The following is a 19883-nucleotide window of genomic DNA, read 5'->3' as shown; positions in this document are numbered from 1 at the left end:
GGCTCTATAATAAATGTTGGGGTTAATAAAAGATTCAAAAAAAAGAGACACACGACTCCTAATTTCCTTTTATACTTGAATTGACAGAAACAAGTTAAAGAAAGGGAGTCGTGTGCAAATGAATAATAACATAATTATGCCAGGATTAGAAGACGTAAAAATACTAAAAGTGGAACAAATGGATGACAGATTAGCGTTGTTTGTTGAAATGGAAGCACGCACACATACTTGTCCTAGATGTGGTGCCAAAACACGACAAATTCATGATTATCGAATGCAGAAAATCAAGCATTTAAAGTGGTTTGAACGCCTCTGCTATATCTTTTATAACAAGAGACGATATCGTTGTGATGCTTGCGAGAAGAGGTTTCCTGAGAAAAACAATTTTGTGGAGCGTTATAAACGGTTTACCAAAGAGTGGAATCAGGCTGTAAACGTGAGAAGTGTTCAAGCCAAAACATTTAAGGAACTAGCTCAACAATATGGTACTTCGATTTCAACGGTTATAAGACGATTTGATGCATTTGCCGAAAATGAAGTAGGGGAAGTTAAGGAACTCCCGAGAGTAATCGCTATAGATGAGTATAAAGGGGATACCAAAGAAGGAAAGTATCAGTTAATCATCGCGAACGGAGATACAAGAGAGCCTTTGGATATATTACCGAATAGAAAAGGAAAAACAATATCTCAATACTTACGAAAGTATGGGGCCAATGTAGAAATAGTCATTATGGACATGAGCCATTCTTTTAAATCGGCTGTACGAAAGGCCTTAGATCATCCACTAATTATAGCCGACCATTTTCATTTTTGTCGCTATATCTATTGGGCACTTGATAAGGTAAGAAGGCGGATTCAGTCAGATTGGAATGATTATGACCGGAAAAAGTGTAAAAAAATGAGATATGTATTTTACAAAGATAGTGCGAAACTAACCGAAAACGAGAGATGGTACCTAGATCGATACCGTGGTATGTCGAAGGAACTAGATATGGCGTATCAATTAAAAGAGGCTTATTGTGAATGGTTCAAACAAGCGAAAGAAAATGGTTCAGAAGGTATGCGTAAAACCAAAGAAGGCTTAAACACGTTTTATCAGTTAGTTAGAGATACTGGAGTGCAGGAATTTCTACGCAGCATACGGACGTTTAAAAACTGGGAAAAAGAAATTTTAAATAGTTTTATGTATAGCTATTCTAATGGATTTCTGGAAGGAATAAATAACCACACAAAGGTAATAAAACGGAATGCGTATGGTTTCAGAAACTTCAAACGAGCAAGAGCTAGAATATTGTTATCNGGCTCTATAATAAATGTTGGGGTTAATAAAAGATTCAAAAAAAAGAGACACACGACTCCTAATTTCCTTTTATACTTGAATTGACAGAAACAAGTTAAAGAAAGGGAGTCGTGTGCAAATGAATAATAACATAATTATGCCAGGATTAGAAGACGTAAAAATACTAAAAGTGGAACAAATGGATGACAGATTAGCGTTGTTTGTTGAAATGGAAGCACGCACACATACTTGTCCTAGATGTGGTGCCAAAACACGACAAATTCATGATTATCGAATGCAGAAAATCAAGCATTTAAAGTGGTTTGAACGCCTCTGCTATATCTTTTATAACAAGAGACGATATCGTTGTGATGCTTGCGAGAAGAGGTTTCCTGAGAAAAACAATTTTGTGGAGCGTTATAAACGGTTTACCAAAGAGTGGAATCAGGCTGTAAACGTGAGAAGTGTTCAAGCCAAAACATTTAAGGAACTAGCTCAACAATATGGTACTTCGATTTCAACGGTTATAAGACGATTTGATGCATTTGCCGAAAATGAAGTAGGGGAAGTTAAGGAACTCCCGAGAGTAATCGCTATAGATGAGTATAAAGGGGATACCAAAGAAGGAAAGTATCAGTTAATCATCGCAAACGGAGATACAAGAGAGCCTTTGGATATATTACCGAATAGAAAAGGAAAAACAATATCACAATACTTACGAAAGTATGGGGCCAATGTAGAAATAGTCATTATGGACATGAGCCATTCCTTTAAATCGGCTGTACGAAAGGCCTTAGATCATCCACTAATTATAGCCGACCATTTTCATTTTTGTCGCTATATCTATTGGGCACTTGATAAAGTAAGAAGGCGGATTCAGTCAGATTGGAATGATTATGACCGGAAAAAGTGTAAAAAAATGAGATATGTATTTTACAAAGATAGTGCGAAACTAACCGAAAACGAGAGATGGTACCTAGATCGATACCGTGGTATGTCGAAGGAACTAGATATGGCGTATCAATTAAAAGAGGCTTATTGTGAATGGTTCAAACAAGCGAAAGAAAATGGTTCAGAAGGTATGCGTAAAACCAAAGAAGGCTTAAACACGTTTTATCAGTTAGTTAGAGATACTGGAGTGCAGGAATTTCTACGCAGCATACGGACGTTTAAAAACTGGGAAAAAGAAATTTTAAATAGTTTTATGTATAGCTATTCTAATGGATTTCTGGAAGGAATAAATAACCACACAAAGGTAATAAAACGGAATGCGTATGGTTTCAGAAACTTCAAACGAGCAAGAGCTAGAATATTGTTATCACACAAGTATAAAGGAATAGGGGTCCATCTAGGCTAGAAATAATCCCCCTTTTATTGTAGGTATGAATTTTATTTCATACCTACAATAAAAGGTCACCAAGCGAAAGCGCGGTAGCTTAACCCCAACATTTGACAAAGAACCTAAATTCCAGAAGGGAGATAATGTTGATGGCATCAACATTATCAACAAAAAAACCGTTTATCATTGATGATATTCGGTGGAGGTTAAAGGGCTAGTACTTTTGGTAAGTACGAATGGCTGCCTAGTAAATCTTTAAAGATAGCAGTCGTAGAGTTTATCGTGTAAAAACATTAGATTATGATACTGAAATGGCAGAAGTTCTGACTTTGTAGAAGAAGTCGAAAAGCACATCGGAGATACTGTTATGTGGAGACTAAGAGGAGAAAATACGTACCGTATGAGTACAAACTGTATTTTTACCGAAAGAATCTTCTATTATTGACCGAATCATTAATTACTTCTTTGGGAAGATTAAAACAAATTTTTTGAAGCCAGGTTATTAAAACATTTATAGGAGGGAAAATATTTTGGGACAAATTGCTAGTAATAGATTTAGACGTGTATAGCGAGAAATATATGTTTAGAGTATAAAGGAGACTGAATTTGACAGTTTAGAGTTGTTTTAATTACCATTTTAATGGAGATGAATTTAATGGAAAACGAATATTTAAAACATCATTAAACTAGAATTAAGAATAGCTACTTCAACCAAGCATAAAACGTATGAATTACATTATCGAACTTGAAATTTTTTAAATCCTCTCTCAATACTTTTATAGGCAATCTCTTCTTCAGAAACTTTTATAAATCGGTTTGGGATTTGCTTTAAGGATTGTACAAATTCCACCAACTGTGTTTCAGTCCCTTCTGCTTCTAATTCAACTGTGCCATCATCTTTATTCATAACCCAACCAGTTACTTTATGTTCTAATGCCTTTTGCAAAACGGAATAACGAAACCCCACTCCTTGAACACGTCCATGAAAAATAATATGTACAATCATTGCTAAAACCTCCTCATATTTTTGGAACCGCAAATAACTAAAAAATGGAATAGTATGAATAAGTTTTTTCTTTTATGTAGTATTCGCTGCTTGTTAAGTTACTCTTATTTAATTATATCAAACATCTGCTTACGTTATTTTAAACAGGAGATTAAAACGCTACTAATTAAGCTTCTTCTCTGAACTCCACAATACTTTCTCAAACAGGTAAAAGAGCGACCAGTAAAACGTCAATCGCTCTCAAAATTTTAATATTTATTTAACTCACTCATCGGTGTTTGAATAATAACCGGGTTTTTCTTCGGATCTAACCATTTCAAAATGGACAAAACATTTTTTTCAGAAGTTGCGGTACAGCCTAAAGTGTAGCTTGTACCTGTATGGAAGAAAATAGCACTTCCTTTATATGGAATGCGATCCGTATTGTGATTAATCACAAATCCATATTTATATAAACGATGGTTCATATTTTCGGCGCTCTTCCATTTGCCATTTGTTTTCTTTTTTGACTGCCATGTATTGTAAAGTGAGGATTTAGGATCGTCCACCCAAACATCGTCAGCAGTTATTTGGCGATATTGCATTTTCGTCCCTGGATTTTTCCCATGACCAAAGGCGGTGCCTATAGTAAATTTTCCAACTGGTGTTTTCCCATCGCCTTCTTTTTTATCTTTTGTCAATCCATGTTTACCAATATATCCAGTTGTAGCTAACACTTGTTTCCATTGTCCTTTTGCATCCTTTTCAAAAGTGTGAATATCTGCCTTTGTCGTGTTAAAGCTATTCGTCGTTACTAAAATTAATTGCCGATTATTTTTAACTGTTTTTAGTCCGGTGGCTAAGTTCTTAACTAGTGTATTCTTCGTTGTTGGCTTCGTTGCTGTCAAATACTTACTAGATACCCAACCCGTTTTTCCACTAATCTTCACTTGGCTCCACGTACCACTTGTTTTTATAACGGATATGGCTTGATTCTTCTTTACAGATGTAATAATTTTATGCTGTGTACTTGGTCCACTACGCACATTCAACGTACTTGCTGTTACATATTTCGTTACTGTTTTAAGTACGGTAACTTTTTTCACCGACGATTTCGTTGCTGGCTTCTTTGTTGTTAAATATTTACTTGATACCCATCCGGTTTTCCCGCTAACCTTCACTTGGCTCCAGGATCCACTTGTCTTTGTAAAAATTACGGCTTGATTTTTCCTAGTAGTGGCGATTACTTTATATTTCGTACTCGGACCACTTCGGACATTTAACGTACTTGCTGTTACATATTTCGTAACTTTAGACGCTGCCTCTACAGAATTATCTTGTATCAAGAAAGAAAAACCAAATACAATTATCATTATAGTAGAAAAGAGCAACATCCTCTTTAATTTTGCCAATTATTCCACCTTCTCCCTGCATATGTCAATTACTCTAGGTTGTATATAATGGACTCTGGATTTGCTTCACACTCTATTATATCGGATAAAAATCATATTTATGAAGTTTTTGGGAGAGGCTACAAAAACAACACATAGTTTCGGTTTTCAAACACTGAAATCATGTGCCATTTGATTTTACTCCTTTAGAGACGTCAATAATTCGTTTATCTTCTGTTCAGAAAGACCCGTTACCTTCATAATAAATGGGATATCTGCACCTTCTGTTAACATACGTATAGCTGTTTCGATAATCCCCTTTTCGATTCCCTTTTCGATTCCCTTTTCGATGCCTTTTTCTATGCCTTTTTCCATACCTTCCATATACCCTTTTTCAACTATTTTTTCATACAATTTGGTCATGCTCATCACCCCTAATGAATAGGCACATCATTTCAACCTTCCCTAAAAAAGAACTGAAATCATGTGCCATTTGTTTTTACTACTTCAGAGACGTCAATAATTCGTTTATCTTCTGTTCAGAAAGACCCGTTACCTTCATGACAAATGGGATATCTGCACCTTCTTTTAACATACGTATAGCTGTTTCGATAATCCCCTTTTCGATTCCTTTTTCCATACCTTCTATATACCCTTTTTCAACTATCTTTTCATACAATTTGGTCATGCTCATCACCCCTAATAATTGTTCTGTTTCGTCTTCATTTAAATAATTAATTGAAATTGTTAGTAAAAAGGCGAGGATTTGATTTTGCTTTTCTTGATTCTTAACTTTACTTGCAATATAGGCAGAGTCCATTGTCATTTCAGCACGACTCTTTTTACTTTTCATTAATGGTAATAATACTAGGTTACCCATTTCTTCATCGGTTAACTCTTCGCCGTTTTCAATCTTATTCCATAATTGTTTAAAAATATGGTCACCATCACGATGCCCAATATAAATATTTTGAACTTGATAGGTGATAGATCCGTAATTTTTTGTATCGATAGCGTCGTTGATTCCAGCCCCATAGATAACATATGTGGCAATAGGCAATTTCCATTCGTTATAGATGAACGAATCATATAACATAAGCCGATCAATTAACTCTTCAGAAGTAGTAGTTTGGAATTCTAAATGCAGTAAAGTGCCATTTTCCAGTTTGCAGAGATAATCAACTTCCAAATCATGTGTTTGCACAACTGGCAAATCGGAAGGAAGCAACTCTTGAATTTTGCCTACCTCAATTCCAAGTAGTTTAAAAAATTGCTCTCTCATCAATTTCGCTAAATGCCGAAAAAGAATATCTTTACTATTTCGATGCAAAACGTATCTTTTCCTTTCTTTAATTTTAACACAACCGCCTTTCTTGTTTAAATTAATAAAGAAGTATTTGGGATAAGGAAATGCTAATTTTAGAAAGTATCATTGTGGTATGATTCGTGAAGAAAAAAATCACTTTTTATGGGATAGACTGCATTATGTCGAAACAATGATTGAAAGTGTTGAGAAAGCGAATATCTTTATGCCTTATTAAAAAAAGGCACATAAATTTAAAAGGGACCCTAGTAAATAGGGCCGCCTGTAAAGATAATGTTTATCGAAGAAGTTGGAGTACGCCTTGCGGAAGTTGGTTGGATTGAGCCAACATCGCTTGTGCGGCTTGAGATAAAATAGCATTCTTCGTTTGTTCCATCATTTCTTTCGCCATCGTGCGAACATTTGCTTTCACAAATGACTAGACTATCTCTTCACCCTCGAACAAGTGAGGGGTCGGGTACTTCGGTTTCACAATGCTGATGGACATTGCTTCACCTACGGATTTCATCGCCATAGCAAATTGCCTTAGGCGGTCTATCCTAGTCGTTGAACCTTCTCCAAAGTTTCCTCACAGGAGCTCGGCTGCTGATTGCCCAATCTTTTCTTTTTTCAAACCGTCACGTCTATCGTTTCCAATTCCGTTGTGGTAAGAAAAGCTTTCAGGGGTTTCCAGCAATTCACCCGATGATAATCCAAACCGTTACCAGCTTGGACGACTGTGCTTGTTGCCTCCTATAAGATTAGGAAACTAAAGCATAATCAACGTCACGAATTCGTGATTCTGCAGCAGTTAGGTTTTCTGAGGATGTGTTCAAATTATTTATTGTATGATCTAAACGGTTTTGATAAGCACCTAATTTAGAACGCTCTTTGGACACTTCAGTGATTGCTTTATCAATATTAGTTATTGTCGCTTTTGCTTTATCATGTGTTGAAACATCAACCTTCCCAGCATCTGCTAAGTCTAATACACCATCAGTTTTCATGTTTCGGATATTTAAGCTTAAATTTTGACCTTCATTAGCTCCAATTTGGAACGTAACAGAACCAGATTTAACTACTATATCCCCTAGTGCGGAATCTGCTGTATATCCAGCATTTGTTTTAATAGTGATTCCAAAATCAGAGAAGTTTAGTTCTTGTACCCCATCCGTATTCGAGATTGTCTGCGTTTTATCCCCAGCAGAATTTGTCATCGTCAGCTTACCTGTATCATCGCTAGAGATTGTATACGTGTCAGCTATAGCGCCATTTGTCGTCGCACTAGCTACACCAGTTACTGCTAAAACTGTCGTAGTTTTTGCGTCCTGTTCAACAGTTCCACCAAGACCGCCATTAAGCAATGTCTGTTTGTTAAATTCTGTTGTATCCCCAATACGATCTATTTCTTTTTTCAATTCATTTAGTTCTTCCTGAATAGCATCTCGGTCTTGATCAACATTTGTATCATTTGCCCCTTGAACGGCTAATTCACGCATACGTTGAAGAATGCTATGTGTTTCATTTAAAGCTCCTTCTGCTGTTTGAAGCATTGACGTAGCATCTTGGGCATTTTTAGCAGCCATATCAAGTCCACGAATTTGTCCACGCATTTTCTCAGAGATGGCAAGACCTGCTGCATCGTCCCCTGCACGATTAATCCGCAAGCCTGATGATAGTTTCTCCATTGACTTCATTTGACCATTGTTTGCAGTATTTAATTGTCGATACGTATTTAATGCTGCAATATTGTGATTAATTCTCATGTTTTTTCCTCCTTGGATTATTTTTTGATGAACATCCTTTTTCATCTTTGTCCCTTGTTGAATACTTCATCTTATCCGGAATCAATTTTTCTCCAACAAAAAAGGACGAGTGAACTATATGGTTAAAACCTTGTATGCCTCCTGCAAAAAGGGTTTCTACCATAATCATTCACTCGTCCTTGAGCGTTCATCGTATTCTATTTTACTAGTGCTTTTTCATACACTTCTCCACGTACAATGGGGACTTCCCGTGGTGCATCAATGGCTAAGCGAAGATGTCCTTCTTCACTTTTAACCACTTTTACAAAAATTTTATCATCAATCACAACATACTCACCAGGTTTTCTCCCTAAAACCAACATAAAAATATCCTCCTTGAATTTGCAATCATGCGACAAATTTAGAGTTAAGTTTATGCCGGAGATACAGATGAAAATCGGCTTTACGTACGAACAGATTTTATCTCCAATCATGCATCCTTGCACACTGAACTTAGTCACAACACTCGTCCTTGAGTGGAATAACTAACTCTATTTCTTATATCGGAACCTTCAGTTTTTTGTTTAATGTTTTTTATAAAATTTATTAGAAATTTTTCTTATAATCATTTATGACAACATCTTTATCAATTCACATTACGCTACAGCTCCTGAAAAATCTTTTAAAGCTCATGTTTTATCTGCCTTTGATTATACTATGAATAAGTTTCGAATATTGGAGGATAACGGAATGCCTGAATTACCAGAAATGGAAACATATAAATCCTTACTTCATTCATTGATTAACGGGAAGCCGATTATAGATGTATCCATTCATCGGGAAAAGTCCATTAATTTACCGGTTGATGAATTCATTCAGCAAGTAGCCAATCAGAAAATTACTTCAATCAAACGCCGGGCGAAATATTTAGTTTTTCAATTAGAAAGTGGCGTATGTTTACTGTTGCACTTGATGCTAGGTGGTTGGATGTTTTTTGGTAGAGATGAAGACAAGCCGAATCGAACCGTCCAAGTGAGACTCTCATTCGGTGAGCAGCACCTTCATTTTATTGGACTTCGTTTAGGATATTTACATCTTTTAACAACTGAAATGGTTAGGGAGGCATTCGAGAAACTCGGTCCAGAACCACTTAGTCCCCAATTTACAATCGATTGTTTTCACCAACAATTGCATAATCGACGGGGAAATCTTAAATCATTACTCATCAATCAAGAGGTAATCGCAGGAATTGGAAATAGATATTCGGATGAGATTCTTTGGCATGCTGAACTACTACCAGAGCGGAAAGTTCATGATTTAGCCGAAGAACAGTTTACTCACCTATACAACTCCATCCTATTTATCCTGGAAAGAGGAATACAACAAGGTGGCTATATGGAAAACCCATTATTTATAGGAGATGGGAAAACAGGTGGTTATCAAATGTACATTCACGACAGAGAAGGAGAAGCATGCCCTCGATGTCACACTCCCATTGTAAAGAAGGAGATGTCCTCACATAAAGTTTATTTTTGTCAGAGGTGTCAACATTAGTTAAAGCTAGAAACGAGGTTTGAAAAATGAAATTTGGTTGCCATCTTTCTATAAAGGACGGCTTTTTAGGTGCTGCAAAAAAGGCATACAAAATGAAAGCCAATGCATTTCAATATTTTCCGAAAAACCCTCGGAGTTTATCTGTAAAAGAATTTGATAAAGAAAATGCCACTCTCTGCCACGCCTTTTGTAAGGAAAAGGCCATTTATCTTAGAAACACCGAAAGAAGAAATACCACATGGAAAGGAATTACGGATGATGTGGGATAGGTGGGGGTAGCTATTTTGCCCCAATTGACTTTATTTTCTATAATATCAAGAGGGATATATGGTTAGGGAGATTATTCTATGAATTATAGTTGTAATAAAAAGGATGACTTTTTTAATTATATGTGCGGTAAGTTACTTGGTGATGGAAGTATAACTGTACAGGAAGGTAGAAAGCCAAGATTTCAATTTATTTCATAAGTCCAGTGATTATGAATGGGCCAATCACTGTTACAAAGTCCTATCACAGTTTATCCCTTTGAATGTACCAAAATATAAAAAAGTTATAGATAAAAGAGTAAAAGTTGGTTATACAGAGAGCTACTATGTCCAATCAAAGACGTGTGATTATGTTACTTTACTTGAATCAATCTGGTATAAGAATCGAAAAAGGGTTATACCATTTGAATTTGTTAAGGACTACCTAGATGTTAAAGCACTAGCATGGTGGTATCAAGATGACGGACATTTGAAATTGGAGAAAAACATCCCAAGGAAAATAATACTTTCCACAGATAGTTTTACAAAGGAAGAGAATGAATTTTTGATTAAGGAATTAAATAGAAAGTACCTGTTGTCCTTCAGTAGAGATAGCCAAAATCGTCTAGTTATTTACGATCAACGACAAATATATTATTTTATTCGGCTTACCCAACCGTACATGCATAAATCAATGGTAAGAAAATCATTTCCTATCCCACATAAAAACACGCCAAACCAGGCTTATAGAACAACCATTTACTTACCAGAAACTATTAAACTAACAAAACCAACTTACCAAATTAACAAACAACTAGAGAACCTTTCAGACATTCTGGATATTGTTAAAGTTCGTGAATCTTACTTAAATTTTTACAAGAATAAATTATTAGTACTAAACGAAATAACTATTCGTAAATCTTATCAAGTTATTATTGATAAAAGCCACCGAGAGAAAATGGTTGAATGTAAAAATTATACAGGACTAAATAATAGCGATATTGTGACCATATGTTTTATAATGAACTCTAATACCTTGTAAAACAGTAGTTACTAGAAGTTTAGTAATTACTGTTTTTATTTATAATGTTATTTCCTCTTTGTTATATGCCAAACAACGACAAAATATTGCCTATCCACATGCCCTAGGAACTGCATCAACAATTGGTAACCATCCTCTGTACCACGTACACAGCGATTCTTATAAAGCATGCTTGATTCCTTTACAAGCTTTACAATGACAATGTTCACACGTTTTTCAGATTGATTGGTCATATTCAAAATTCCTTCTCCAAAATAGAAAAAGGACTTACTCCCCGAAGAGAGAAGCCCTAATCCTGATGAACATCAGATGAATGAATATATTAGTAAATAATATATTTTCGTTCCTTTTATTACCTTAATATGTAAAAGGGGGCTTAGACTATTGAAGCCCCACTATTTTTTTACAATTACTTTTTTGGAGAGTAAGATTCGTTAGTTATATTGATGTCAACTCGTTCCCCATCTGTCTCAGAATAACTGCAGTCTGGGCATAACCAATGAGAAGTTTTCCAATTGTTAGATTCACTTCCCTTTATATATTTCATTTTTGAATCACATTGGACACATTTCATAGGATTTCAATCCTTCCATAATATTATTATCCCTAAATAAAAGAGACCCTAGTAAAACTAGAGTCCCTTCCAAAAATCTAATATTAACGAAGAAGTTGTAGAACTCCTTGTGGTTGTTGGTTAGCTTGAGCCAACATTGCTTGTGATGCTTGTGCAAGAATAGAGTTCTTAGTTTGTTCCATCATTTCTTTCGCCATCGTGCGAACATTTGCTTTCACAAATGACTAGACTATATCTTCACCCTCTAGCAATCTAGTAAGGGTCGGGCACTTCGGATTCACAATGCTGATGCCCATTGTTTCACCTATGGATTTCATCATCATGAGCTTAGCTTTTAGATGGTTTATCCTAGTCGTTGAACCTTCTCCACTCTTTCGAGACAGGAGCTTGGCTGCTGATTGCCCATATCTTTTCTTTTTTCAAACCATCACGCATGTCGTTTCCAACTACGTTGTGGTAAGAAAAGCTCTAAGGGTTTTCCAGCAATTCACCCGATAATAATCGCTAGCCGTTACCAGCTAGGACGACTGTGCTTGTCACTGTAATTAAGCAGCTAAAGCATAATCAACGTCACGAATACGAGATTCCGCAGCAGTTAGATTTTCAGAAGATGTGTTCAAGTTATTGATAGTATGGTCCAAACGATTTTGTGCTGCCCCTAATGATGACCTTTGTGAAGATACTTTATTAATTGCAGCATCTACAACTTTAATTAAAGCTTCTGCCTTTGCTTTTGTATCAACAGCAGTATTATCACTTATTTTGTCACTAAGGTTGTTGCCTGCTCCACTACCTAAAGTAGAACTTGACATTTCTTTGAATTCTACCTTTAATGTCTCATCAGCACCACCATTGCTACCAATTAAAAATTCTGCTGAACTACTACCTGATTCAGTTACAACTGTTAATCCAGTACCACTACCATGTAATGCACCACCAATATTAGCAGCAGTGTCATCACCTGTAACTGTAATACTTACACCTAGCGTATTGAAACTTAGTGTTTCCTCATTGTCATCGAAATCTGCATCTTTAATATTAATAGTTTGAGCTGCGTTGTCACTCTTTCTTGTAAGAGTTAAATCTCCAGAACTATATGAAAAAGTGTAAGTTTCGTCAGCTTTAGCACCACTAACATCAACGTTAGAGATTAGTGCACTTCCTAACGCTACACCTGTTTTTGCAGTTGATGTAGATTTTTGGGTAGTTGCCAAATCTCCATTCAGAAGTTTCTTTCCATTAAAAGCTGTGGTGTCAGAGATTCTGTCAATTTCGTCTGTTAGTTGAACTAGTTCATCTCCAATAGCCTTCCTGTCATCTGCTGTATTAGTGTCGTTTGAAGCTTGCACTGATAATTCACGCATACGTTGAAGGATTGAATGTGTTTCATTTAATGCTCCTTCGGCAGTCTGAATCATAGAAATACCATCTTGGGCATTTTTTGATGCTTGGTCCAATCCACGAATTTGTCCACGCATTTTTTCAGAGATTGCTAGACCAGCAGCGTCATCCCCAGCTTTGTTAATACGAAGACCTGAAGATAGTTTCTCCATTGATTTAGATTGTCCAGCAGCTGCAGTATTCAACTGACGATACGTGTTGTATAAACAATCTAAGAGGGATGGGTACGACAGTATCAATTAATAGGTATTTTAATTGCATCTTTTTTGTGTTAAAGTTTCCTTTACTTTAGGTACAATTATTCATTATTTAACAGTATCTTTTACAAATTAACTGAATTACTCTATTTCAATTCACGTTATCATGATATTGTTAATTGAATATTATATAACGCTCAAATCGTAAATCTCCTGAAAGTCATAAATATTTTTACCTTTACTCTCATATACCTTAACCCCCGATTTACAAAGCAAACCCAATACAAATAATACGGTATTCTCACTAAAAGGAGTCTTACTCTTTGTGTCTACGATTTCTGTAATATAGGTAGAAAAGTCGTATGTTATTCCTACGTCACTCATGATATGTGAAATAGGGGCTATAAGAAAATGTGATAAGTTAAATTTACAATTTTCCATCAAATTTTCGATAATTAGTGTTCTACCTAACCCTAAATTTTTTATTTCTTGATTATGATTAGATGCACTATCTTGAATTGCTTCTAGAACCATACCAATAGGAATCCTGTCTTTAGTACTTGATGTAATTTTTAAAATTACTCTATTTCCAGTTTCAATACTATACCTTTCTAAATAGCCATAATCTGGATGTTGAATTCCTAAAGATTTACTAGAGTCTCTAGTATAGATACTTTTAAATCTTAATGAGTCACCAATAATAAAAGATTTTTCTCCTAATATATTAAATTCAGAGCGTAACAGACTATCTATTTTAATTTTATAACCTTTCATTTCTATATAATTTCCAGAAAGGAACATCCAATGGCCTCTAATTCTAATTGCAAAATACAAGTCAGCATTTACAAAATTTGCGAACTTCCTTTTCTCTTGAAATACCTTTGGGGAAATTTTCCAAAAATCCTTTTCAGTAGATTTAACCTCTATTGCTTATCTTTTACCCTCTTTAGTATTAAACAAAAAATCTGTAGTGACTGTATTAGTTAATCTAGATATTCCCTCCTCAAATGCAATAATATCCTCTATTTTATTTAGAAAATAGCACCTTAATAAAAATTCATATTCAGCCTCTTTACCCTCTAGTCTTTTAGTGAGATCTTCCTTTTTTAAATTAAGCATTGTTGCTACTTTTTCTCTTTGCTCTTCATTCATAAAGGCCTTAATACTATGATAGGACTTAATCTTTTCCATAGGTGTACTTGTCACAAAACATCTTTCCTTCCTTACCAAGTTAAATAACAGAACATGAAACAATCAAATATTGCCTATAGTCAGAACCAACACCAAGATAAATCATCCATACTTAATTCTTAAATGGCTATAACTAATTGGTTTAATATTAAAATAAGACCGTTAGATTTTCGATTCTGTTCGTTAAATTCCAATTACTTATATGGCTTTCTTGGTTAGTAGATATGCCTCCCAAGAATTTATCCAGTAAATCAATTTATTTATCTATATAAACTATACTTTGAAATATTAATTATTTATTAAAATCCTTCTAAATTTACATATGGAACAGAATGTTTCTGTCTAGATAATTTAATTTCAATGCTATACAATTCTATTGTCTTCTTTTTGAACAGAAAACCATCTGATGGTTTGTTGAGCTATGATATCCATTAATCCAGAAAATTCCTCTAACTGTTCTGTAGGGCATTCTGAACCCTTTGGTTTATAATTTGTCTTAGCATGTGCAAACATATTTCTTGTTGCTGTTACTGCATCTACAATTTCTTTAAATGCTTGCTCCCTTTGATCCTTATTACTATTTAAGGTAATTTTATTAGTTTTTTTCAAAAACTCTGGTGCATGTTGTGCTAACTCATAGATATCACAGCATGTACTAATTGTGATTTTAAAAGCCTGATAATCTTTCCCTAAATCCCTATGCTCTTCAAAGATTTTACCTAACTCCAAAATGAAGTTTGAATCCGGTGATAAGGCTCTATTACTAGAAAGTTTTATCATAGTTTTTTCAATTAAATCTTTACGTATTACTGTCTGTGAAACATATTCAATGACCCGGCTAAAACTCAATATTTGTTGTTGTGGATACGATGTATCAAATGCTGATTTATAGATACTTAACAATTCTTTAATTCCTCTTCCTTGAAGAAGTGGCCTTAAACTTATTTCTTTCATATTTTTGAAGTCATCTTCATCTTCATCGTAATCCCAAAGCTCATATATCCATGGATTTGGTTCGATTTCTAAATTAAACGTAGACTTTAATTCAAAAAAGTATGAATCAAATATAATATCTAAATGTGCTTCAACAATTTTTTTATCACTTTCTATTACTATAAAAATGTCCTCTTCTAAATATGGTGGTACATATTTACTAAATAGACCCTTCTCTGCTAGCTTAAAATTAAAACTATTTAATCCCCATACAATATCAACATTATAAGATATATCTTCAAAGTCAATTTTAGATTGGAAGTTCATTTCAGAAATCATAGAATCCTGAAAATTAATATGTGAAGTTCCAATTCGAATATATGCCTTTTGTCCGCTTATAAATGTATAATCGTTAAGAAAATAACCCTGCCTAGCTTCTTCTACAAACTGTATCAAGTCACTTAATTCTAATAAGTCTTCAGCTTCATTAGGAAGGTAAACAATTATTTCTGAATTGGTATTTAATCTTAAAGTAGAATACTCTTCTTCGTCTTCTTCCTCTTCTAAAATTGAAATTCCATCATGGTAACAATCAATCTCATATTGTTTACAGAAATCCTTTAAATCTTCAAACCTATTTTTTAATTCTTCACTCTCAAAAAGCACTTTCTTCTCCCCCAATTAGTAAATTGCTGATTTATAACCATAAATACCACCTTTATTATAACCTTTTAATCAATTCATAATCCTTACAAGGTTAACTCCTTTTGTTTGTAAAAGCCATCACAACTATTCTTGAAATTGTTTAGAATTACTTATAATCGGCCTCCGAACCATTGGTATATAATTAAATACTTGCTTATTATTTCTCATTAAGTTTGCCAAACAGGTTTAGTTTCTTTATACGTTTATAAATTATAAAAGTTCACAAAGATATAATAAATTCAAGATTAAACATTTACATTTCTAACTTTTAAAACTCGTTTGTATATCTTTCATTCTACAAGTCAATAATAAAAATAATAGAGATAACAAACTTACTCGTATGGAGTGGAAGGTGATGAAATTGAAAAAAACGAATAATGAATTTCTTAATGAACTGTTTAAAATTTGGGGAGATGAATTTGAACCGCTTGAAGAATATAAAGGATCTGACACCGCCATAAAAGTCCTCCATAAGAAATGCAATCGAATACTGGATAAAACTCCAAAAAACTTAATTACTTTAAAATTAGGCTGTAGATTATGCAGAAATCAAGATAATGGAAAAAGGAAGAGAAAAACTCACGCTTGGTTTGTCAATAAGGTAAAAGAATTAGTGGGAAATGAGTATGTAGTACGGGGTTATTATACAAGGAGTAAAGATCCTATAAAAATGTATCACAATGTATGCGGGGATGAATTTACAACTACCCCTGATGCGTTTCTCGGTTCAAGGATTGGTAAGGGAAAAAAGGGAAATAGATGTCCAAAATGTTCAGGTAAATGGGCGAGAGATACGGAAACCTTTAAAAAAGAAGTATATGCAATATATGGAGATGAATTTGAGGTAATTGGCGAATATAAAGGGCGACACACAGACATTGAACTCCTACATAAAAAATGTAACAATACTTTGTATACACGACCTCGGCACTTTTTAGACGGTACATCTTATTGTAAATATTGTAGTAAAAAGGCAACAAAGGATACTGAAGCCTTTAAACAGCAAGTATTCGAATTAATCGGAGCAGAATATATAGTTTTAAGTGAATATATTGATGCAAAAACATCTATTACTTTATATCATCAAAATTGCGGAAGGTTGTACCAAGTTACTCCTGATAATTTTTTGCGGGGTCGAAGGTGTGGTCATTGTAACGATATTCGTAATTCAAAAGGATTTAAAGCAATATTTAGCCTCTTATTTATGAATAATATACCTTTTGATACAGAATATCGAGATGAAAATTGTAGAAATAAAAAGCCACTCCCTTTTGATTTTGTCATTTTTAATAATTGGATGCTGGATAAAGTAATTGCTTTCATCGAATTCGATGGAGAACAACATGATGAACCATCTGATTTCTTTGGCGGAGAAGAAGAATTCCTAAAGCGGCAAGTAAACGATCAAATTAAGGATGAGTTTGCTAGAAAAATGGAGATTCCTCTTATTCGAATAAAATATAAAGATTTAAATAATATAGATATAGTTCTACAAAAAGAATTAGAAAAAATTAATATATCCATAAAAATTAATAATGATGAAGTATCCATTACCTAAAGAAAGGAAATTAATGTTAAAAAGAGGTGAAAAGGGGATTACGTCGGTTCCAAACAGTAATCCACAAGATTTACAAAAAGTGTTTGGCCAATATCCCCTTTTTTATAACGCCTCAATCTGTTCCACCTGTGATGAATCAACATAAATAGCAGTTGTGTGAATGCCCCCATGTCGGGCCAGCTTCCTTATTATTTTATAGTTTTACAAAAACTGTGACGTAATCGGTGTGAGTGGTATTTTCTTTATGCCAGCTGTGCCTTTTAATTTAACATCTTTTGGTACACAGAACAGATTTGAAAAGAGATCGTTTACATACAAAGAGGTTAGTGGATTGTTGGGTAAAAAGTTTTGGGCAAGTTATTTATGGTAACGTATTTATAAAAAAAGAATGGTTGAAGAATAAGAAACAGAAATAAACAATAATGAAGAAGCGAATAAAGCATTTATAGACTTTTTCTTCTACTTTTTAAAATTTTCTTTCATGTTGGATAATCAAGAAATGATTAGTAAGGGATATTTAATCTCAATAATTTCCTCCCTCTTCCAATAACTCCAGAGTATTGTCTATTTATTGGTTTTCTTTTGCCTTTATTAACTTTAATTCCTTCATTATTCAAGCGTTCAATAATATATGATCTTTTTTTTTCAAAGTCATCTTTATAACACATAAGAAAATGCACCTCACTATGTTTATATCCAATACATTTATATGCTATACATAAAAAAAAGAGGCTGGGACATAACTAGCCAAAAGTAGTATATAAAAAGGTTCCAGGCAATAAAAAATTTGCTTGGAACCTTTTTTGTGGGGTTTTTCCATTTCTCGTCACTATTTTACCGCTGATGGCGGTGACTTTTCTCATATTCACCGCCATCAACGCAAAGGCTAATTCATTTTTCACTTTCTGTTTTCCTCTGACGGAAAAACGAGTGAAACCTAAATTAGCCTTCAGAAAACCGAACGCTGGTTCTACATCAATTTTACGTTTTCCGTAAATTTCACCAGTTTTCTCGTCTGAAAGCTTCGTACGTACATATTCTTTTTGGGACTCCCACTTTTCATTCATGTAGACTTTTCGGTTGTTCCCTTCTTTTGCTTTCGTGCATAAATCGCGGAGTGGACAATCCGAACAGTCCTCACACTCGTACACTTTAAATTCACGGGTGAATCCGTACCTGTCTGTTCGTTTGGAATGATGGCTAAATCGTACTTTCCGACCATTTGGGCACAGAAAAGTATCTTCGTCCTCATTATATTCCCAATTATCTACATGAAAAGCGTTGTCCTTATGCTTCTTTTTCTTCTCCTTTCGATATTGATTGTATGTAATAAGTGGCGTTCGATTTCGATTCTCGATGATATCTTCATAATTCTGTTCGCTACCATATCCTGCATCCGCGACAATGAATTCCGGAAGCTCGAAAAAGTTTTCTTCAATCGTGTCGAGAAAAGGAATTAAAGTGCGTGTATCGGTCGGGTTTGGGAAAACATCGTAAGCGAGCACATATTGACCTTCCGTCGCAATTTGGACATTGTAACCAGCTTTCAATTGACCGTTCTTCATGTAGTCGTCCTTCATGCGCATAAACGTCGCATCTGGGTCCGTCTTTGAGTAACTATTGCGATCACCGAAAATCTCCATATCGTTTTGATACTTTTGTTTGCGAGTAATGTAATCCATCCATTGCTTCCGAGATTGTATGGGTAATTTGCGTTCGGAACGGAGCTTTTTCCGTTCACTCCCAACTTCAGATACTTCAATCTTTTTATTATATTCCTCGATTTTCTCGTCTAACTTTTCGACTACTTCTTCCATTTCTTTGACGGAAAGTTCCTCTTCCTTTTCTCGCTCTATTGCTGGGATGATCTCCTTCTCTAGCAGCTCATCATACAGTTGATTGGACTTTTCAATTAGCTTATCACTATATCTTTCAATGGACTTCCGCCATACAAAGGTGAACTTATTTGCGTTTGCTTCAATTTTTGTACCATCAATAAAAATGGCTTCCTCTTCAATCAATTCCTTTTCCACGAGCTGATTTCGGAACTGGACAAAGCATTCACGTAGGATGTTTTCAATGAGTGGATTAGAACGGAAGCGATTGATGGTGCGATAGCTAGGTTCATGTCCTTGAGCTAGCCACATCATGCGGATACTATCCTGTAATAAAGCTTCTATTTTACGGCCGGAAAACACGGATTGCGTATATCCACACAAAATGACTTTCAACATCATACGAGGATGATACGCGGGACGGCCGGTTTGTCGTATGAAGTCCTCGAAAGCTTCTTCGGGAATACTCTCGACAAGATCATTGATCGCAAAAGCAATATCGTTTTCTTTCAACTTAATTTCTAAATTTAGCGGTAAAACTACTTGATTCATGTTATAATGTTTAAACATAAGGGCACCTCCAAAATTATTGTTTCGTCACTTTAA

The 19883-nt window shown here is 34.7% G+C and carries 20 protein-coding genes and 2 pseudogenes; 7 read left to right on the top strand and 15 right to left on the bottom strand.

Annotation, left to right across the window (positions count from 1 at the left end; translation table 11 throughout):
• Positions 1 to 112: 112 nt before the first annotated feature.
• The 3 genes and pseudogenes from BN2144_RS08205 to BN2144_RS20955 form a co-directional block, all read left to right on the top strand.
• The gene (locus BN2144_RS08205; RefSeq protein WP_230199723.1) at positions 113 to 1384 is read left to right on the top strand and encodes an ISL3 family transposase; all 1272 of its coding nucleotides are present in this window, start codon (positions 113 to 115) and stop codon (positions 1382 to 1384) included.
• A 28-nt stretch (positions 1385 to 1412) separates the two neighbouring features.
• On the top strand, positions 1413 to 2636 hold the full coding sequence (locus BN2144_RS08200; RefSeq protein WP_082195149.1) for an ISL3 family transposase: 1224 nt from the start codon (positions 1413 to 1415) through the stop codon (positions 2634 to 2636).
• A gap of 322 nt (positions 2637 to 2958) precedes the next feature.
• Positions 2959 to 3063: pseudogene (locus BN2144_RS20955) on the top strand (DUF6018 family natural product bioysynthesis protein); the annotation flags it as partial.
• Positions 3064 to 3354: 291 nt separating this feature from the next.
• Here BN2144_RS20955 and BN2144_RS08195 read toward each other — a convergent pair.
• From BN2144_RS08195 to BN2144_RS08160, 8 genes are all read right to left on the bottom strand, one after another.
• Positions 3355 to 3624: an acylphosphatase gene (locus tag BN2144_RS08195; RefSeq protein ID WP_033827788.1), complete on the bottom strand. Its 270-nt coding sequence runs from the start codon at positions 3622 to 3624 to the stop codon at positions 3355 to 3357.
• Positions 3625 to 3872: 248 nt separating this feature from the next.
• The gene (locus BN2144_RS08190; protein ID WP_094763140.1) at positions 3873 to 4976 is read right to left on the bottom strand and encodes an SH3 domain-containing protein; all 1104 of its coding nucleotides are present in this window, start codon (positions 4974 to 4976) and stop codon (positions 3873 to 3875) included.
• A 216-nt stretch (positions 4977 to 5192) separates the two neighbouring features.
• A complete protein-coding gene (locus BN2144_RS08185; RefSeq protein ID WP_033827787.1) occupies positions 5193 to 5417 on the bottom strand; it encodes an RpnC/YadD family protein in 225 nt (74 codons plus the stop codon).
• A gap of 79 nt (positions 5418 to 5496) precedes the next feature.
• Entirely contained in the window at positions 5497 to 6324 is an 828-nt protein-coding gene (locus BN2144_RS08180) for an Rpn family recombination-promoting nuclease/putative transposase (RefSeq protein ID WP_033827786.1), read from the bottom strand.
• A gap of 271 nt (positions 6325 to 6595) precedes the next feature.
• Complete coding sequence (locus BN2144_RS20360; RefSeq protein ID WP_033827785.1) at positions 6596 to 6730, bottom strand: flagellin; 135 nt, start codon at positions 6728 to 6730, stop codon at positions 6596 to 6598.
• A 328-nt stretch (positions 6731 to 7058) separates the two neighbouring features.
• Entirely contained in the window at positions 7059 to 8063 is a 1005-nt protein-coding gene (locus BN2144_RS08170) for a flagellin N-terminal helical domain-containing protein (RefSeq protein WP_033827784.1), read from the bottom strand.
• Positions 8053 to 8232, bottom strand: coding sequence for a hypothetical protein (locus tag BN2144_RS08165; protein ID WP_033827783.1), 180 nt, complete (start codon positions 8230 to 8232; stop codon positions 8053 to 8055). The genes BN2144_RS08170 and BN2144_RS08165 overlap by 11 nt, the downstream gene beginning before the upstream one ends.
• Positions 8233 to 8260: 28 nt before the next feature.
• Positions 8261 to 8425 (bottom strand): carbon storage regulator, encoded by a 165-nt coding sequence (locus BN2144_RS08160; protein WP_033827782.1) that lies wholly within the window; start codon positions 8423 to 8425, stop codon positions 8261 to 8263.
• A 367-nt stretch (positions 8426 to 8792) separates the two neighbouring features.
• Between BN2144_RS08160 and mutM the strand changes: the two genes are divergently transcribed.
• The 3 genes from mutM (at position 8793) to BN2144_RS08145 (ending at position 10883) form a co-directional block, all read left to right on the top strand.
• Positions 8793 to 9596, top strand: coding sequence for a DNA-formamidopyrimidine glycosylase (gene mutM / locus BN2144_RS08155; RefSeq protein ID WP_033827781.1), 804 nt, complete (start codon positions 8793 to 8795; stop codon positions 9594 to 9596).
• A 26-nt stretch (positions 9597 to 9622) separates the two neighbouring features.
• On the top strand, positions 9623 to 9865 hold the full coding sequence (locus tag BN2144_RS08150; protein ID WP_033827780.1) for a hypothetical protein: 243 nt from the start codon (positions 9623 to 9625) through the stop codon (positions 9863 to 9865).
• Positions 9866 to 10019: 154 nt separating this feature from the next.
• Positions 10020 to 10883 carry a hypothetical protein gene (locus BN2144_RS08145; RefSeq protein WP_082195183.1) on the top strand — a complete coding sequence of 288 codons (864 nt, stop codon included), beginning with the start codon at positions 10020 to 10022 and terminating at the stop codon, positions 10881 to 10883.
• A 47-nt stretch (positions 10884 to 10930) separates the two neighbouring features.
• On the opposite strand, the gene BN2144_RS08140 is transcribed toward BN2144_RS08145, so the two are convergent.
• From BN2144_RS08140 to BN2144_RS08115, 6 genes and pseudogenes are all read right to left on the bottom strand, one after another.
• A complete protein-coding gene (locus BN2144_RS08140) occupies positions 10931 to 11122 on the bottom strand; it encodes a hypothetical protein (RefSeq protein WP_187366986.1) in 192 nt (63 codons plus the stop codon).
• A gap of 418 nt (positions 11123 to 11540) precedes the next feature.
• A pseudogene (locus BN2144_RS08135) lies at positions 11541 to 11654 on the bottom strand (flagellin); the annotation flags it as partial.
• Positions 11655 to 12002: 348 nt separating this feature from the next.
• Positions 12003 to 13097, bottom strand: a complete 1095-nt coding sequence (locus BN2144_RS20735) for a flagellin N-terminal helical domain-containing protein (RefSeq protein WP_042337775.1) — start codon at positions 13095 to 13097, stop codon at positions 12003 to 12005.
• A gap of 144 nt (positions 13098 to 13241) precedes the next feature.
• Positions 13242 to 13856, bottom strand: a complete 615-nt coding sequence (locus BN2144_RS08125; protein ID WP_033827777.1) for a hypothetical protein — start codon at positions 13854 to 13856, stop codon at positions 13242 to 13244.
• Between the two features lie 129 nt (positions 13857 to 13985).
• A complete protein-coding gene (locus BN2144_RS08120) occupies positions 13986 to 14246 on the bottom strand; it encodes a hypothetical protein (protein WP_139017867.1) in 261 nt (86 codons plus the stop codon).
• Positions 14247 to 14609: 363 nt separating this feature from the next.
• Complete coding sequence (locus BN2144_RS08115) at positions 14610 to 15860, bottom strand: hypothetical protein (protein ID WP_139017866.1); 1251 nt, start codon at positions 15858 to 15860, stop codon at positions 14610 to 14612.
• A gap of 379 nt (positions 15861 to 16239) precedes the next feature.
• Here BN2144_RS08115 and BN2144_RS08110 point away from each other — a divergent pair, with 379 nt between their 5' ends.
• A complete protein-coding gene (locus BN2144_RS08110; protein ID WP_230199722.1) occupies positions 16240 to 17442 on the top strand; it encodes a hypothetical protein in 1203 nt (400 codons plus the stop codon).
• A 743-nt stretch (positions 17443 to 18185) separates the two neighbouring features.
• On the opposite strand, the gene BN2144_RS08105 is transcribed toward BN2144_RS08110, so the two are convergent.
• Entirely contained in the window at positions 18186 to 19847 is a 1662-nt protein-coding gene (locus BN2144_RS08105) for an IS1182 family transposase (protein ID WP_230199721.1), read from the bottom strand.
• Between the last annotated feature and the right edge of the window lie 36 nt (positions 19848 to 19883).

It is taken from the genome of Bacillus andreraoultii (genome assembly GCF_001244735.1).
GTDB lineage: Bacteria > Bacillota > Bacilli > Bacillales > Caldibacillaceae > Caldifermentibacillus > Caldifermentibacillus andreraoultii.
Note: the sequence above shows the minus strand (reverse complement) of the source record. Positions and strands in the feature narration are given on the sequence as shown.

Excerpts from the sequence above, each read along its gene's own strand:
- BN2144_RS08195 (WP_033827788.1), bottom strand. The coding sequence starts at position 3,624 with ATGATTGTACATATTATTTTTCATGGACGTGTTCAAGGAGTGGGGTTT.
- BN2144_RS08190 (WP_094763140.1), bottom strand. The coding sequence starts at position 4,976 with ATGATAATTGTATTTGGTTTTTCTTTCTTGATACAAGATAATTCTGTA.
- BN2144_RS08185 (WP_033827787.1), bottom strand. The coding sequence starts at position 5,417 with ATGACCAAATTGTATGAAAAAATAGTTGAAAAAGGGTATATGGAAGGT.
- BN2144_RS08170 (WP_033827784.1), bottom strand. The coding sequence starts at position 8,063 with ATGAGAATTAATCACAATATTGCAGCATTAAATACGTATCGACAATTA.
- BN2144_RS08165 (WP_033827783.1), bottom strand. The coding sequence starts at position 8,232 with ATGATTATGGTAGAAACCCTTTTTGCAGGAGGCATACAAGGTTTTAAC.
- BN2144_RS08160 (WP_033827782.1), bottom strand. The coding sequence starts at position 8,425 with ATGTTGGTTTTAGGGAGAAAACCTGGTGAGTATGTTGTGATTGATGAT.
- mutM (WP_033827781.1), top strand. The coding sequence starts at position 8,793 with ATGCCTGAATTACCAGAAATGGAAACATATAAATCCTTACTTCATTCA.
- BN2144_RS08150 (WP_033827780.1), top strand. The coding sequence starts at position 9,623 with ATGAAATTTGGTTGCCATCTTTCTATAAAGGACGGCTTTTTAGGTGCT.
- BN2144_RS08125 (WP_033827777.1), bottom strand. The coding sequence starts at position 13,856 with ATGTTCCTTTCTGGAAATTATATAGAAATGAAAGGTTATAAAATTAAA.
- BN2144_RS08120 (WP_139017867.1), bottom strand. The coding sequence starts at position 14,246 with ATGGAAAAGATTAAGTCCTATCATAGTATTAAGGCCTTTATGAATGAA.
- BN2144_RS08110 (WP_230199722.1), top strand. The coding sequence starts at position 16,240 with ATGAAATTGAAAAAAACGAATAATGAATTTCTTAATGAACTGTTTAAA.
- BN2144_RS08105 (WP_230199721.1), bottom strand. The coding sequence starts at position 19,847 with ATGTTTAAACATTATAACATGAATCAAGTAGTTTTACCGCTAAATTTA.